At 57.4% G+C, this 14,950-nt stretch carries 15 protein-coding genes; 6 read left to right on the top strand and 9 right to left on the bottom strand.

Annotated features, from left to right (window positions below; all coding sequences use genetic code 11):
* The first annotated feature begins 116 nt into the window (after positions 1-116).
* Together FOY56_RS13640 and FOY56_RS13635 are read left to right on the top strand one after the other, a co-directional pair.
* Complete coding sequence (locus FOY56_RS13640) at positions 117-890, top strand: MlaA family lipoprotein (protein WP_146346415.1); 774 nt, start codon at positions 117-119, stop codon at positions 888-890.
* A gap of 10 nt (positions 891-900) precedes the next feature.
* Positions 901-1,494: an MlaC/ttg2D family ABC transporter substrate-binding protein gene (locus FOY56_RS13635; protein WP_425468369.1), complete on the top strand. Its 594-nt coding sequence runs from the start codon at positions 901-903 to the stop codon at positions 1,492-1,494.
* Between the two features lie 2 nt (positions 1,495-1,496).
* Here the strand turns inward: FOY56_RS13635 and FOY56_RS13630 are convergent, their stop codons facing one another.
* The gene (locus tag FOY56_RS13630) at positions 1,497-3,761 is read right to left on the bottom strand and encodes a transglycosylase domain-containing protein (RefSeq protein WP_146346413.1); all 2,265 of its coding nucleotides are present in this window, start codon (positions 3,759-3,761) and stop codon (positions 1,497-1,499) included.
* A gap of 255 nt (positions 3,762-4,016) precedes the next feature.
* Here FOY56_RS13630 and FOY56_RS13625 point away from each other — a divergent pair, with 255 nt between their 5' ends.
* Positions 4,017-4,355 carry a P-II family nitrogen regulator gene (locus tag FOY56_RS13625; protein WP_146346412.1) on the top strand — a complete coding sequence of 113 codons (339 nt, stop codon included), beginning with the start codon at positions 4,017-4,019 and terminating at the stop codon, positions 4,353-4,355.
* A 30-nt stretch (positions 4,356-4,385) separates the two neighbouring features.
* Positions 4,386-5,708 (top strand): ammonium transporter AmtB, encoded by a 1,323-nt coding sequence (amtB, locus tag FOY56_RS13620; protein ID WP_146346411.1) that lies wholly within the window; start codon positions 4,386-4,388, stop codon positions 5,706-5,708.
* Positions 5,709-5,777: 69 nt separating this feature from the next.
* On the opposite strand, the gene FOY56_RS13615 is transcribed toward amtB, so the two are convergent.
* The 7 genes from FOY56_RS13615 to FOY56_RS13585 all read right to left on the bottom strand — a co-directional run bounded on the left by FOY56_RS13615 (position 5,778) and on the right by FOY56_RS13585 (position 11,351).
* Positions 5,778-6,296: a DUF805 domain-containing protein gene (locus FOY56_RS13615; protein WP_146346410.1), complete on the bottom strand. Its 519-nt coding sequence runs from the start codon at positions 6,294-6,296 to the stop codon at positions 5,778-5,780.
* 25 nt (positions 6,297-6,321) lie between these two features.
* Positions 6,322-6,936: an MliC family protein gene (locus tag FOY56_RS13610; protein ID WP_246139486.1), complete on the bottom strand. Its 615-nt coding sequence runs from the start codon at positions 6,934-6,936 to the stop codon at positions 6,322-6,324.
* Between the two features lie 120 nt (positions 6,937-7,056).
* Complete coding sequence (locus tag FOY56_RS13605) at positions 7,057-8,241, bottom strand: amino acid aminotransferase (RefSeq protein ID WP_146346408.1); 1,185 nt, start codon at positions 8,239-8,241, stop codon at positions 7,057-7,059.
* Positions 8,241-9,095, bottom strand: coding sequence for a 3-mercaptopyruvate sulfurtransferase (sseA, locus tag FOY56_RS13600; protein ID WP_146346407.1), 855 nt, complete (start codon positions 9,093-9,095; stop codon positions 8,241-8,243). Before sseA ends, FOY56_RS13605 begins: the two co-directional genes overlap by 1 nt.
* A gap of 113 nt (positions 9,096-9,208) precedes the next feature.
* Positions 9,209-9,787 (bottom strand): hypothetical protein, encoded by a 579-nt coding sequence (locus FOY56_RS13595; RefSeq protein ID WP_146346406.1) that lies wholly within the window; start codon positions 9,785-9,787, stop codon positions 9,209-9,211.
* Between the two features lie 102 nt (positions 9,788-9,889).
* Positions 9,890-10,366, bottom strand: coding sequence for an SsrA-binding protein SmpB (gene smpB, locus FOY56_RS13590; RefSeq protein WP_146346405.1), 477 nt, complete (start codon positions 10,364-10,366; stop codon positions 9,890-9,892).
* 85 nt (positions 10,367-10,451) lie between these two features.
* Complete coding sequence (locus tag FOY56_RS13585; RefSeq protein WP_146346404.1) at positions 10,452-11,351, bottom strand: LysR family transcriptional regulator; 900 nt, start codon at positions 11,349-11,351, stop codon at positions 10,452-10,454.
* Positions 11,352-11,396: 45 nt separating this feature from the next.
* On the opposite strand from FOY56_RS13585, the gene FOY56_RS13580 reads away from it, so the two are divergent.
* Entirely contained in the window at positions 11,397-12,074 is a 678-nt protein-coding gene (locus FOY56_RS13580) for a class I SAM-dependent methyltransferase (protein ID WP_342779801.1), read from the top strand.
* A gap of 143 nt (positions 12,075-12,217) precedes the next feature.
* Here the strand turns inward: FOY56_RS13580 and FOY56_RS13575 are convergent, their stop codons facing one another.
* Positions 12,218-13,036: a sulfotransferase family protein gene (locus tag FOY56_RS13575; RefSeq protein WP_146346403.1), complete on the bottom strand. Its 819-nt coding sequence runs from the start codon at positions 13,034-13,036 to the stop codon at positions 12,218-12,220.
* Between the two features lie 223 nt (positions 13,037-13,259).
* Here FOY56_RS13575 and FOY56_RS13570 point away from each other — a divergent pair, with 223 nt between their 5' ends.
* A complete protein-coding gene (locus tag FOY56_RS13570; protein WP_146346402.1) occupies positions 13,260-14,837 on the top strand; it encodes a DUF5928 domain-containing protein in 1,578 nt (525 codons plus the stop codon).
* The last annotated feature ends 113 nt before the right edge of the window (positions 14,838-14,950 follow it).

The following is a 14,950-nucleotide window of genomic DNA, read 5'->3' as shown; positions in this document are numbered from 1 at the left end:
TCCAAAACCGCCACAGATCCATTAAATCAATGACCAACAACTTTGAACTCTCGATGATACGATTACATGTCGGCTGTTGTCTTGACGCCGCCAACAGCTGCCGGAACACATATCATATGAAGCTCATATTCCAATTTCGTTTTCTGTTTGTGTCTTTGGTACTTACAGCGTTTTTGTCGTCCTGCGGCACGCAATCTGCTGAATCGCTGGCCAGGGGTGAGATTTTCGATCCTTACGAGAATACAAACCGCGCGATGCACAAGTTCAACCTTGGCGTCGACAAAGTTCTATTTCGCCCGGCATCCAAGGGATACGTGACAATTGTGCCACCTCCTATGGTCGACAGCTTCAACTATTTTGCCGAGAATCTGTCGATGCCCGGCATGATCGTCGATTCGATCCTGCAAGGCGATATCAAGCAGGCCGGCAACGCCACCGCGCGTTTCCTGCTGAACTCGACTATCGGTTTCGCCGGACTGGCCGACCCTGCCACAGAATTCGGGGTGCCTGCCGTGGACACCGATTTTGGCGAGACGCTGCATCATTGGGGCTTTTCCGAAGGCGCCTATGTCGAATTGCCGCTCTATGGCCCGACCACGACACGGGATGCCGTCGGCATCATTGTGAATATCTTCACCAACCCGATCGACTTTGCCCCGACCCGACCGGTCGACAACCTTGGTGTCTGGGCCGAAATCGTGCACCGGATGGGGGATCGCGGTCGGTATTCGGACACGGTCGATTCCATTCTTTATGAAAGCGCTGACAGCTATGCTCAGGCGCGTCTGCTGTTCCTTCAAAACCGCCGATTTGAACTGGCAGGTGACGACCAGGACGCTAATCTTGAACTTTACACAGACCCCTACGCGATCGACACAGAAGGATTCTGATATGCCCATTCTGACCCGGCGCCTTTTTTCTACAGGCCTATGCGGAGTTGTTGCGGCTGCCGCCGCACCCACACCACTGCTTGCTTTGACAGAAGCCAGCGCCGAAAAACTGATCGATGCCCTTGTCGCTGACATCAACAAGGTCATCGCGTCCGGTAAATCTGAATCCGGAATGTACAAAGAATTCGAACGGATCTTTGCGCGGTATTCGGACACATCTTACATCGCGGCCTATGCCATGGGCGTTGACGCGCGCCGGGCATCGTCAGCGCAGAAAAAAGCGTTTTCAAAGGCGTTCCAAGGATACATCTCGCGCAAGTATGGCAAGCGCTTCCGGGAGTTTATCGGTGGTAAGCTTGAGGTAACCGGCGTGCGCAAGGTCAAAAGCTGGTACGAGGTATCGACCCTTGCGTACCTTCGCGGGCAGGCACCGTTCGAGGTCACATTCCATGTCTCGGACCGGACCGGCAAGGATCTGTTCTTCAACATGTACATCGAAGGTGTGAACCTGCTGCTGACCGAACGCACCGAAATCGGAGCGATGCTGGATCGCCGCAAAGGCAACATCGACCAGATGATTGCAGACCTCAAAAAGCTGAGTTGAGCTTACCGGTCACTCTGCGGGGGCGGCTTGCTGCCGCCCCCGCCGCCAAAGATATCGCGCAGGATCTGGTCGATCACCGTGCCCTGCTCGGGCTTCTTTTGCGTAGCCGGTTTGCCGCTATTGGCGCTGTGCGTGCTGGGCGGCACCGGATCCATCATCGGCAACGGAACCGGCTGCAATCCTTCGTGCACGCGGATCATGGTTTCATGAAAGATCTCGGCCGGCAGGCCACTGCCGGTCACACCGGTCAGCGACGTGTTGTCGTCATATCCCATCCAGACGCCGGTTACGTATTCTGCCGTGAACCCGACAAACCACGCATCCCGCGTGGCTTGCGTTGTTCCGGTCTTGCCCGCCACTTGCCAGCCCGGGATCGCCGCGCGGGTACCGGTGCCTTCTGACACGACCTTTTCCATCATCCAGATCAGCTGTTTTGCCGCCTCGGTGCGGATCACCCGTTCGCCAATGCCGCCTTCAGCGCCCATCAAGGGCGCGTCATCCTCGACCAGTCGCAGTTCAACCATGCCGTAAGGCTCTACCGCGGACCCGCCGTTCAGAATGCCCGCATAGGCCCCGGTCATCTCGATCAACGTGCTTTCCGACGCCCCAAGCGCCAGGGCTGGGCCTGCCGCCAGATCGCTGTCGATGCCAAACATGCTGGCCACCTGCCGCACCTTGTCACGCCCAACATCTTCCGAGATCTTGACCGCCGGAATGTTCAGGCTGTCGCGTAGTGACCGGGTCAACGTCACCTGACCATAGTGTTTGTTGGTATAGTTCTTCGGGCACCACTGCCCCGATCCGGGAATCGTCTGGCAATAGGGTGCATCCACCACGATATCGAGCGGCGAATACCCCAGATCCAGCGCTGTTGCATAGACAAACGGTTTGAACGCGGACCCCGTCTGACGCAACGCTTGCGTTGCCCGGTTGAACGCCCCCGACACCCGCGTCTTGCGCCCGCCAACCATCGCCCGCACGGCACCATCCGCACTCATCACCACGATGGCGGCTTGCGCCTTTGACCCCGACCGCACCTTTTCCTGAAACACGAAATTCATCGCCTCTTCGGCAGCGCGCTGCAGGTTCTGGTCCAGCGTTGTGCGGATGATCACGTCTTCGGTCGTATTTCGGGTGAAATACTCGGGGCCGCTCGACATGACCCAATCGGCAAAATACCCGCCTGCCCGCGCAGCGGCGGCGTCAGACAACTGCGCCGGGTTGTCGATCGCGTCGCGCGCCTGCGCTTCGTTCAGGTATCCCTGATCTTCCATCAGACCGACAATCACGCCCGCGCGGTTTTGCGCGCGCGTCAGGCTGTTGGTCGGTGCATACCGTGTCGGTGCGACCAGCAGCCCGGCCAGCATGGCGGCCTCGGCAGCAGACACCTCGGCCGAAGACTTGCCGAAATAGCGCTGGCTTGCAGCCTCGAACCCGCGCGCGCCCGCGCCCAGAAAGGCTCGGTTCATATAGATCGTGAGGATTTCATCCTTGGAGTATTTGACCTCCATCGCCATGGCATAGATGGCTTCCTTGACCTTTCGCCACAGCGTGCCCTGCCGACAGTAGGATTCATATTGGGCTTCGGTCTGACCCGAGGTCGGATCATAAGGTTCGCCCAGGCACAGCAATTTGGCTGTCTGTTGCGTGATGGTTGACCCGCCATGGCCGGACAACGGCCCGCGACCTTCGCGCAGGTTGATCCGCACGGCACTGGCCACACCGCGCGGACTGACGCCAAAGTGACGATAGAACCTTTTGTCCTCGGTCGCGATGATTGCATTGCTCAGATATGGCGACACGGTGTCGGTCGTGACCACTCCGCCAAACTGATCGCCGCGCCAGGCAAACACCTGACCATTGCGATCCGTCATGGTGACCGACCCACGGGCCCTGCCGTCCAACTGGGCGGTGTAATCGGGTAACTGAAGATACTGGAACCCGACAGCCAGGCCGACCAGCAGTGCAAACACCATTCCGACCCGCCAAGTCAGCCCCCAGACAACGCGCAAGATCCAGCGAAACAGGCCGGTGATCGCCCGGCGAATTCCGCCACCGCCCTTGCCGCCGCCCTTACCACCGCTGGCTGTTTTACGCTTTGGAGCCGGCTTGGGTTTGGGTTTAGCCTTGGGTTTCGTCGTCGTTTTTGGCTTGGTTGTTTTGGTGGGTTTGCCAGCTGTCGTTTTGGCAGGCTTCGCCTTGCGCGTATCCGTTGGATAGCGCTTGTCCGCCACAAGCGGCGTTTTGCGCCGCGATGAATCAGCCATGTTCGATCCTGCTCGATCTTTTGTTTGTGCGTAGACTAACGTGTGAATTCGTATTTGTTGAGGGCCACAAACGACAGAATTTCCCGTCCACAAATTGCATAAAAATTAACCATTTATCTAAAATTGTGCAAAAATTGTGCATCTTCTTTGGTCGATGCCCGTATTTTCCACCCGAATCCGTTTCCTTCCCCGCCTCCTCCCGGTCTTTCTGCATGTGCGAATTGCAGGGCAACCTGCCGAGTGTAGGGGACAAACGTGAAACTCATCATTGCGACAATCAAACCGTTCAAGCTGGAAGAGGTCCGCGAAGCGCTGACCGAGGCTGGCGTTCGCGGCATGATGGTGACGGAAATCAAGGGGTTCGGATCCCAATCCGGTCACACCGAAATCTATCGTGGCGCTGAATATGCCGTGAATTTTGTACCGAAGATCAAGCTGGAAATCGTCGTTGCAGCCTCCATGGCCGACAGCGTCGTCGAAACCATCACCAAGACCGCCCAGACGGGAAAGATCGGCGACGGCAAGATTTTCGTGCTCGACGTGCAGCAGGCGATCCGCGTGCGCACCGGCGAAACCAACGAAGACGCGCTCTAAGCCTGCGTCGAACAAGGGACAACACAGACAATGAAACTGACCAAAACGCTTCCCGTCGCCGCCGCGCTGACCGCGCTGCCGACGCTGGCACTGGCCCAGGACGCCGCTCCGGGCTTTGATGAAATCGGCCCCTACATCATGACCACCCTGCTGTTCCTGGTTGCAGGCTTTCTGGTGTTCTTCATGGCCGCGGGCTTTGCCATGCTCGAAGCCGGCCTCGTGCGCTCGAAAAACGTGGCGATGCAGCTGACCAAGAACGTCGCGCTGTTTTCGTTTGCCGCCATCATGTACTGGCTGATCGGCTTTAACCTGATGTACCCTGGCGACGGCTGGACCATCGCAGGCTGGGTTGGCCCGTTTTTCTCGACCACATCGCTTGACCCGGTTGGCGTTGGCGCGGCTGATGCGGCGCTTGATTATGCCTCGATCGGCTCGGACTTCTTTTTCCAGCTGGTGTTTGTTGCGGCAACTGCATCGATCGTCTCGGGCGCACTGGCCGAACGTATCAAACTGTGGCCCTTCCTGATCTTCGTGATAGTGCTGACCGGCGTGTTCTACCCGATTTCTGGGTCCTGGCAGTGGGGCGGCGGCTGGTTGTCGGAAGCTGGCTTCTCTGACTTCGCTGGTTCGACTGTCGTACACTCGGTTGGTGGCTGGGCTGCCTTGGCTGGTGCCATCGTACTGGGCCCGCGTATCGGTAAATACAAAGACGGCCGTGTGCACCCGATGCCCGGTTCGAACCTTGCCCTCGCAACGCTGGGTATGTTCATCCTGTGGCTGGGTTGGTTCGGCTTCAACGGCGGCTCGCAGCTGGCAATGGGTACAGTTGGTGACGTGTCTGACGTGTCGCGCATCTTTGCCAACACCAACATGGCCGCTGCTGCCGGTTCCGTCGCGGCGCTGATCCTGACGCAGGTGCTGTACAAGAAGCCTGACCTCACCATGGTGCTGAACGGCGCGCTGGCCGGCCTCGTGTCGATCACAGCCGAACCTCTGGCCCCGACCCTGTTCGGTGCGCTCTGGATCGGTGCAGTTGGTGGTGTGATCGTGGTCTTCGCGGTTCCGTTCCTCGACAAGCTGAAGATTGATGACGTTGTCGGTGCGATCCCGGTTCACCTGTTCGCCGGCATCTGGGGTACAATCGCTGTGATCTTCTACAACAGCGATGCAAACCTGATGTCGCAGTTGACAGGCATTGTGGCCTACGGCGTGTTCACCTTCGTCGCCAGCTTCGTCCTGTGGTTCATCCTGAAGGCAACAGTCGGCATCCGCGTCGGTGAAGAAGACGAGATCAACGGTCTCGACATGGCCGAACTGGGTATGGAAGCCTATCCGGAATTCTCCAAGGGTTGAGCTCTCCTTCCCTCAACCTGAACCAACTGACCCGGGCGTTCGCGCCCGGGTTTTTTTGTTGGTGCTGTGTTAGACAGGCTCTGGACCGTACTCGTTTTCGCCCGGCTGGCTGGGTCGGGTCAGCCAGTAAAGCATCAAAATCGCCACGATCAGTTGTGTGACCGCCGCAGCCATCACCCCTGTAAGCCCCAAAACAGTTGCGGGCCCACGCAAAGCATCGGGGTCCGCACCGCCGGCTTCGATCGCACCGAAGGTCATAACGCCAAACAACATCGAGAACACGAAAGCCAAAGAGATCAGCATCGGAATAAAGAGATACCAACCCGGGCGCCCCGTATCATGCAATCTCCGCCACCCCGCCGCCAGAAGTGGAATTGCCATGGCCAGTTGAAACACCGTCGCAAGCGGGCTTGCCTGCGTATCTCCGGGCTCCATCGGAGCACCGAAGATCATTGCATCCAGCATGCCCAGAATGGCCCCGCCGATTGCCACAAACAGCAAGAACCACCAATATTCAGACCGCCGGGCACGGCCGGAAAAGGTCAGATATTTTGACAAGCACGTGCGAATTGAGTCCTGAAATCCCATTTGATTTCCTTTCGTTTTCTTGCGGTTAGCCCATCTCGTCCCGAACGCAGGTCAACTCGTCACCGTCGGGTGTCGTGAACATTGCCTCGTCACCCTTGGTCCAGAATACGGTGTTCCCGTTCTGATACCGGGCACCAGAGGCGGCCTCGGCCGCTTGAAGAACCGCAAAGCTATCAAGCCATCTTAGAACCACACGCGGGGATCCCGCATTTACAAAGGTCGCTCCGATCAGCGCGTCAAAACCTGTACACATATATGGGAAGGGGCCGTCCGACGGCCCGCCCTCGGATCGGGCATCGGCATAGCCCTGTCGGAGTTCTTGAACACGCAGCGCGTATTCCTCGGCCACACAGGTTTCGAGGCCCAGATCTGATTTCCAGCACTCGTCGCGCCCTTTGACCCATCCACGCTGGAAGGCGCGCAACTCTTGCAAGCGATCATCGGTCATGTTTGGCCCCTTCGAGGCCAGCGCGTATAACCGCGACACTTCACGGTCCAAAGCCGCAAGATCGTCTGAGGCGCAGATGGCCTCTTCCGCGCTACTACTGGCCTTGGCGCAATCGAACGACGGCTCTGAGGCGATGCCTCCGCTTGCCCAGAGAGCAAACACCGCAGTTAACACAAACCCTGATCTTAGCATGGACATCTCCTCCAGTGGGCCGTTGCAAGACTTCGAACCCAATCAAAAAAAGCGCGCCCCGGGAAAGGGGCACGCTTGAAAATCGTAGATCGATTCGGTGTTATGGCAAAACTTAAGGTTTTAGATGCCGACGTCGACAATCGCTTGCGCGAGGATAGGAACAGTGGTGGCATTCAATCCGGCAATGTTCATCCGGCTGTCACCCACCATATAAATCCCATGTTCTTGGCGCAGTTTCATCACCAGTTCGGGGGCTGCCCCGATGCGCGAGAACATACCCCGGTGCTGCGCGATAAACGCAAACCGGTCAGATCCGGACCGCTTTTGCAGCTCGTCCGCCAGCTGTTGCCGCAGGCCCAGCATCGACAGACGCACATCCTCAAGCTCGGCGGCCCAGTCGGCGCGCAAGGCCTGATCGTTCAAAATCGTCGACACAACGCGCGCCCCATGATCGGGCGGGAAGGAAAAGTTCTGACGGTTCAGAAACGCCAAAGTGCCCTGATTGAGCCCCTGCTGGCTGGTCTCTTGCGAGATCGCCATCAGCAGGCCAGTCCGCTCGCGATAGACCCCGAAGTTCTTCGAACAGCTGGCTGCGATCAGGCATTCTGACACGTTGGAGGCGACCAGTCGCGTGGCGGCCGCATCTTCGTCCAGACCGTCGCCAAACCCCTGATAGGCAATATCGACCATGGCGATCAGGCCACGTTCGTTGATCAGATCGATGACCGCCTGCCATTCAACCAGGTTCAGGTTGGCCCCTGTCGGGTTGTGACAGCAGCCATGCAACAGGATCACGTCGCCCGCGTTTGCGGTCGCCAAATCCTCGATCATGCCGCCAAAATCAACCGCACGGGTTTCTTCGTCGAAATACCGATAGGCCACGGTCTCCATGCCCAGATATTTCAGGATGGACAGATGGTTCGGCCAAGTGGGGTTCGAAACGTAAACCCGCGCCGATGGATTGGCCATGCGCACCAGTTCGAACGCCTGACGAACAGCCCCGGTTCCACCGGGTGTCGCCGCCGCAGCAATGTTGGCGCGCGGCACCGCGTCGCCGAGGATCAGGGAAATCATCGCATCCGAAAAGGCAGGATCCCCAATCAGACTGGTATAGGCTTTTGTTGTCTGATCTTCCCACACGCGTTGCTCGGCGGCTTTGACCGCTCGCATCACTGGCGTCACGCCTTCGGCATTCTTATAAACGCCAACGCCCAGATCGATCTTCTGATCGCGAGGATCATCCGCGAACAGCTTCATAAGCTCCAGGATTTTGTCAGTCGGTTGCGCTTTAAGGTTCTCGAACATCAGTCGTCTCCGGTTGCAACTGGGAGGGTGGCAAAGGCGCCCCATTCGGACCATGACCCGTCATAAAGTGAATGATCGGACTTGCCCAAACGCTCAAGTGCCAGACTGAGGATCGCGGCGGTTACACCCGACCCGCAGGTGGTGATCGCTGGCTTGGACAAGTCGACCCCTGCGGCTTCGAACACGGCTTTGCATTCGTCAGGCGACTTCATGGTGCCGTTGTCGTTCAGCAGGCTGGGGAACGGAACGTTTCTGGATCCGGGAACATGGCCGCCACGCAATCCATCTCGCGGTTCGGGGTCTTCGCCACGAAACCGCCCGGCCGAGCGTGCATCGATGATCTCGTGATCGCGCAATTTGGAGGCTGCCGACACCTGCGTCACGTCCCGCACCAGTGCATTCTGGTACCGCACAGTCATGTGTCGGTCGCGCACGATAGGCGCCATGTCTTCGGTCGGGTGCCCTTCGGCCTGCCACTTTGGTAGACCACCATCCAGAACGGCAACGTTGGGCTGGCCCATCAATTTGAACAACCACCAGACCCGGGCCGCTGAATTCACGCCGACGCCATCATAGACGACAACCTGATGCCCGTCGCCAATCCCCATCGCGCGCATCCGCGACATGAACTTTTCAACCGGCGGCACCATATGCGGCAATTCTGAACGCTGGTCGGCGACGTCATCAATATCAAAGAATCGGGCACCCGGGATATGCGCATCCTCGTATTCAGCCCTTGGATCACGCCCTGCCTGAGGCAAGTACCACGACCCGTCAAGAATCCGCAGATCCGGATCCTTCAGGTGCGCTGCCAGCCAATCTGTGGAAACAAGGGTTTTCGGATCGTCCTGCATAGCCATTTTCCCCGCGTGCACGTTCATTTGTGCCTACTATTGCAGAGGCAGAGTCGCAAGTCCGGGATACGTCGCAGGCAACCGGCGATGCCGAAGCAGCTTTTGCAGGTGGCTTATGTTTGAGACACAGGAGCAGGTTTTACCGCCAGGCTGCCGCGCCCAAGAACCCTCATCAGTTTGACGGCCTGGTGGACCGGTATGTTCAGCAGTCGGACGCGGGCGATGTCGACAACGACTGTAGATCCAGACCATGCCGATGGGGCGCCCGGCAGAAAAATCACCGATTGGGTGTCGTCCCGCTCGATCTCGAACGCGATCTGGTCATAGTCATCGAACCGAACCATCACTGGCACCATAACAGCCGCAATATCGTCTTCTTTCGTGACACCGCCGATCATCCCCTTGGCCACGGCGTATCCGGGCATGACATCAATCAGGAAACCGTCCAGCTTTTCTATCCGGCCCGTGAACCATCCGCCGCGTGCAACAAGCCCTGCCAGAAAACAGACCAACAACAAAAGCACGATCGCCAGAATGTTCACGAATGCGATGCCAGCAATACTGCTGACCGGAATGATCTTATCCAGCGGACCGGCGACCATCATGCTGATCTGATATGTTTTTCCCAGCACGATGGCGATGAAGGCCAGCGGAACAAGAAACAGAAATCCACCCAGTATTGTTGTTTTCAATTCAGATCTCCCAACCCGTTTTCTTTGACGCCCGCCCATCGAAACAGACCTGGGTTACCGGCACGCGATGTCAGGCCAGTTCAATACAGGTCGAGAGTAGACTCAATTGTGGTCTTTAAGAAGCCGTTGCTTCTGGCGCGACCAGTCCCGCTTGGCAGATGTTTCGCGCTTGTCATGCGCCTTCTTGCCTTTGGCGATGCCGATCTTCAGCTTGGCCAGGCCCTTGTGGTTGAAATACATCACCAGCGGTACAAGGGTCATGCCCTTGCGCTGCGTTGCATTCCACATATTCGACAGTTGCTTTTTGCTGACCAGAAGCTTGCGGCGCCGGCGCTCTTCATGCGGGAACATCTTGGCCTGCTCGTAGGCCGGGATATAGCTGTTGACCAGCCACAGTTCGCCCTCATCAACAGTGGCATAGCTTTCAGCGATGTTGCCGCCATTGGCCCGCAGCGATTTGACTTCGGACCCTTGCAGCATCACTCCGCATTCTATGTCATCTTCGATGGCATAGTCGAACCGCGCCCTCCGGTTCTCAGCGATAATCTTATAATTCGGATCAGATTTTGTATTGGACATGGCCGCCAGAGATAGGCCTGCCCTTTGTCAGGCGCAAGGGACCGCCTGCGGATTTCGCGACACATGGGTCCCCTTGGACTCGCGCCTAAGGCCCCTCGGTACTCAGGAAGTCTGCCAGCAAATCGAACACCAGCCGGATGCGGCGCGACTTGTGAAGCTCACGATGTGTGGTCAGCCAGATCGGGAACCGCACCGGGTCAAGCTGCCCGGCCAAGACACGTTCCACCCCGGGCGTTTGGCGTGCCACGTGGTCCGACATGATGGCGACGCCCATCCCCTGCTGCACCAGCGCCCAGGCAGCCATGCCGGAAGACGACCCGACCCGCATGTTTTCTTCACTTACCGGCAGGCCCAGCGGGCGAAGGAATTCCAGCATCCGCGCATTGTCACCAAAACTGATGAAATCATGGCTCACCAGATCTTCCAGCGTCGCAGGTCGCCCACGCAGGTTCAGGTATTCGGTCGAGGCATAGATGCAAGCCGTCGCCTCGTGCACCATCCTTGCAAAAAGTTCAGGCTGCTCAGGGCGCACATGTCGAATTGCAATATCCGCCTCGCGGCGCTGCAGATCCTGCAGGTCGTCGCTGGCAACCACATCGATCTCAAGACGCGGCGCCACCTGGCGCAAACGTTTCAACGCTGGCGGCAAGACATAGACAGACATGACCTCGGACGCGGTGATCGAAATCTTGCCATCGACACCATGTGCTTGCCCGCTGGCTGCAAGCGAGATCCGCCCAGCTGCATCCCGCATGGCCCGCGCATGTTCCAGAAGTTCACGCCCTGCTGGCGTTAGCTCTAACCCCTTGCCGACTCGCTCAAACAAAACAACACCAAGCTCATCTTCCAGCGCCGTCACTTGCCGTCCAAGCGTCGGCTGGGTCTGGCCCAAAGCACGGGCGGCCGCAGACAACGATCCCTCTTCGGCGGTCGCCAAAAAGGCCCGCGCGCGATTCCAGTCAAAGGACGAAGCCTGCCAGTTCATGCAAAAACGTATAACAGACCTGCGGATTTCGGCAATTCACCCCTGATGCGCGCATGGCTATTCTCTCACTCAAAGGAGAACCCCATGATCAACTCAGCTACATTCTGGGACAACGTCGCCGACAAATACGCGGCGTCGCCGATCTCGGACAAGGATGCCTATCAATACACACTGGATCGCACGCGGTCTTACCTGCGGGCCAGCGACCACGTGCTGGAACTCGGCAGCGGTACAGGTTCAACTGCTCTGCTTCTTGCCGGCTCTGTCGACACCTATGTCGCCACTGACATCTCCCCGAAGATGCTCGAAATCGGGCAACGCAACGCGCAGGAACAAGGAATTGGGAATGTTGAATTTGTTGCAACGGATGCTGGAGATGCGGCTTCTGAGGGGGCGGCTTATGACGCAGTTCTGGCATTGAACCTGCTGCACCTCGTTCCGGACTTGCCAGCCGCGCTGGCCAACGCCCACGCCATGCTCAAGCCCGGCGGCCACTTTATCTCAAAGACCATCTGCCTGCCTGAACACGGGTTTCCATTGAAATTCCATGCAATGCGGACAGCGCTGCCGATCATGCGCCTGCTCGGCAAGGCGCCGCCCGTTTTCTTCTACCGGATTGATGAGCTCGAAGAGGCTGTCCAAAAAGCCGGTTTCGAAATCATCGAAACTGGGAACCATCCGGCCCAACCTCCAAGCCGATACATTGTGGCGCGCAAGCTCTGACACAAAAGAGCAGCTTACCTCGTACCTGCCCGCGTCGAAAGCCCAGCCTTCGACGCGTCGGCCGGCGCACTGCGTCGCCTCGCCACTTGGCGCATAGAAATGCGCGGTAGCGCTCAGTTTAGCTACGCCACCGACTGGGCGGATCAGTCGCCCAACTTGGCGTGCACCTCGTCCAGATCAATCTCGCCCACAGGCATCTTGTTGCCCGGGTTTTCGAAGTCGTATTTGAACAAGTCGAAATCACGTCGGTAAATTTCATAGACCAGATGCATCGACAGATCGTCGAAGTAATCCTCAACCGGATGCGCCCGTTTCGGACCATGGCCCTCGCTTTCGTTAAAACGCGGGATCTGTTTCAGGTTGATGGCGTGGCGCGTGTCGACAGCATCCAAAACCTGGTTCATCCCGTCGTTGAACGCTTCAGTCCAGAAAATTTTGTCATACGTCCCACCATTCGCGATGAATGTGGACACGTGGCCAGACACGGCAGACCAGTGGATGTCCGGGTCCATCGGGCGTCGCCAGCGAATGGTGTCGCGGGCAAACAGCAAGAACCGGCGAAAGCTCGCAATCTGGTCGAACTCTTCCTTACCGTCTTCGCCCCCGACTTCGATCCCGTATTCATAGGCCAGCTTTGGTACAAGGTTGCCGCGATACCGACGGCCATTGCGCTGAATACCGCAGATCTTGTCAAAGAAAGAACTCAGGATGCGGGAATATGGGTTACGCACACAGGTGAAGGTGTACGACTTGTGGTCCCGCACGTTGCGCTGGATCTTCTTTTGACTGTCCTCCAGGGCCCATTTGTGCAGCCCGGACTTGGCGTCATGAATGTCACCGTCAAAGAAACTGCCATGATCTGAGTAGAACATAATCTGACCAATGGTCGAGCAGGCGCACTTCGGGACCACCCGATACACCAAGCTTTCGCTTTCGGTCATCCACGTGCCTGGGAATCCCATCTGCCGCACCTCCTGCCTGATTTTCTTGTTCTTTAGCGCTTTATAGCAAAAGCACATGGCCTGAACCAAGCCCAGATTACGGGGAAAGGTGTGGCCAGTGTGCCAGCAGGCCCCGGCCAATGCCGTGACAACGCGCATCACCGGCAAATTGCGGTTTATTCACCGCCTGTTCACGACTATCTATGAGAACAACACCAGTCAAATCAGGTACTTTGTTTCCCAAATGGCAAAAATCGCGTACATCCTACTCTGCCATAAAGATCCTGACGCGATCATTCAGCAGGCCGAACGTCTGACCGCTGCAGGCGACTTTATGTCGATTCATTTCGACGCGCGCGCCAAGCCAGAGCATTTCCGCCGCATTCAGTCCGCACTGGCCGACAACCCGAACGTGACCTTCGCCCGCAAACGCATCAAGTGCGGCTGGGGCGAATGGTCTTTGGTTCAGGCCACGCTTCATGCCGTCGAAGCCGCTGCCGATCAGTTTCCCCGCGCCACGCATTTCTACATGCTGTCGGGCGACTGCATGGCAATCAAAACCGCCGAATATGCCCATGACTTCCTTGATGCCAATGATGTCGACTATGTCGAAAGCTTCGATTTCCTCGAAAGCGACTGGATAAAGACCGGCATGAAGAAGGAGCGGCTGATTTATCGCCACTTCTTCAACGAACGTACCCAAAAATGGCGGTTCTATACATCGTACCGTCTGCAGCAGAAGTTCGGGCTCACGCGCGAGATCCCGGCAGACATCCAGATTCAGATCGGCAGTCAATGGTGGTGCCTGCGCCGCCGCACAATTGAGCGGATCATAGAGTTTACTCGCGAACGCAAGGACGTGATGCGGTTTTTCCGCACCACCTGGATCCCGGATGAAACCTTTTTCCAGACCCTTGTCCGGCATCTGATCCCGGAAACGCAGATCAGCACGCGCACTCTGACCTTCCTGATGTTTTCTGACTACGGGATGCCGGTGACGTTTTATGACGATCACTATGATCTGCTGCTCAGTCAGGACTTCCTGTTCGCCCGCAAGATCAGCCCCGAAGCCAAGGACCTAAAAGCCCGGCTGGGTCGGTTGTATGCAGAAAAAGACGTGCATTTTCAGATCTCGAACGAAGGCTTAAGCCTGTTTCAGTTCCTGACCGGGCGGGGCCGAATCGGACGGCGATTCGCAATGCGATTCTGGGAAACCGAAAGCTCTCTGGGTCGGGAACGCGAGCTTCTGATCGTGGTGTGCAAGAAATGGCATGTGGCCAAGCGTCTTCTGGAACAGATCCGGAAAGTCACCAATGTTCCGGCCATTGAGTACCTGTTCAACGAAGAAAGCACCGAAATCCCGGACCTTGGTGGCATCCAGTCGACGCTGGAAAAACGAACACGCCACCGGCGCGCCCTGATGCGGATGCTGTTTGAGTATTATGAAACCGATCGGCTGATCGTCTGCATGGATCCGTCGAACCTGGACCTTATGAACGATTTCTTCTCGGACCGCTCGAAAACGCGCATGTTGGAAATCGAGTGTCACTTTAGCGAGGACTATCTGATCGGACACGCCCGCCGCGTGGGTCTGGCCGGAGAGCGGACCAGCCAGGAAACGCTCATGCGCCTCTTGCCTACAATTCGCAACGATCTGGTTTACGAAAGTGATCGCATTCGCGACTCGGAGTTTTCAAACTTCTACCGGATACTGGAAACCGCGCCGGCCGAAGATAATGCAGAGAAGATCGCTGCTTTCCTGTCGATCTCGCCGGATCAGGCAATGGAAGTCGCCACGGCTCCGCATCTGTTCGCCGACTAAGTCACCGCTTGTTTGACAGGTCCGCCGGTAATCCCCCCTAAAAATAGTGGTGTTCAAAAGTAGAATTTTCTCGGCAAGATATCTGAGGAGATTTTGAATGAAGAACGGACGAT

The sequence above is a fragment of the Falsiphaeobacter marinintestinus genome (genome assembly GCF_007923355.1).
Classification (GTDB): domain Bacteria; phylum Pseudomonadota; class Alphaproteobacteria; order Rhodobacterales; family Rhodobacteraceae; genus Phaeobacter_A; species Phaeobacter_A marinintestinus.
This window is presented reverse-complemented; position numbering and strand designations above follow the sequence as displayed.

What these genes read in the sequence shown, in the direction of transcription:
- FOY56_RS13640 (WP_146346415.1), top strand. Translation starts at nt 117, where the DNA reads ATGAAGCTCATATTCCAATTTCGTTTTCTGTTTGTGTCTTTGGTACTT.
- FOY56_RS13630 (WP_146346413.1), bottom strand. Translation starts at nt 3,761, where the DNA reads ATGGCTGATTCATCGCGGCGCAAAACGCCGCTTGTGGCGGACAAGCGC.
- amtB (WP_146346411.1), top strand. Translation starts at nt 4,386, where the DNA reads ATGAAACTGACCAAAACGCTTCCCGTCGCCGCCGCGCTGACCGCGCTG.
- FOY56_RS13615 (WP_146346410.1), bottom strand. Translation starts at nt 6,296, where the DNA reads ATGGGATTTCAGGACTCAATTCGCACGTGCTTGTCAAAATATCTGACC.
- FOY56_RS13610 (WP_246139486.1), bottom strand. Translation starts at nt 6,936, where the DNA reads ATGCTAAGATCAGGGTTTGTGTTAACTGCGGTGTTTGCTCTCTGGGCA.
- FOY56_RS13605 (WP_146346408.1), bottom strand. Translation starts at nt 8,241, where the DNA reads ATGTTCGAGAACCTTAAAGCGCAACCGACTGACAAAATCCTGGAGCTT.
- sseA (WP_146346407.1), bottom strand. Translation starts at nt 9,095, where the DNA reads ATGCAGGACGATCCGAAAACCCTTGTTTCCACAGATTGGCTGGCAGCG.
- smpB (WP_146346405.1), bottom strand. Translation starts at nt 10,366, where the DNA reads ATGTCCAATACAAAATCTGATCCGAATTATAAGATTATCGCTGAGAAC.
- FOY56_RS13585 (WP_146346404.1), bottom strand. Translation starts at nt 11,351, where the DNA reads ATGAACTGGCAGGCTTCGTCCTTTGACTGGAATCGCGCGCGGGCCTTT.
- FOY56_RS13580 (WP_342779801.1), top strand. Translation starts at nt 11,397, where the DNA reads ATGCGCGCATGGCTATTCTCTCACTCAAAGGAGAACCCCATGATCAAC.
- FOY56_RS13575 (WP_146346403.1), bottom strand. Translation starts at nt 13,036, where the DNA reads ATGGGATTCCCAGGCACGTGGATGACCGAAAGCGAAAGCTTGGTGTAT.
- FOY56_RS13570 (WP_146346402.1), top strand. Translation starts at nt 13,260, where the DNA reads ATGGCAAAAATCGCGTACATCCTACTCTGCCATAAAGATCCTGACGCG.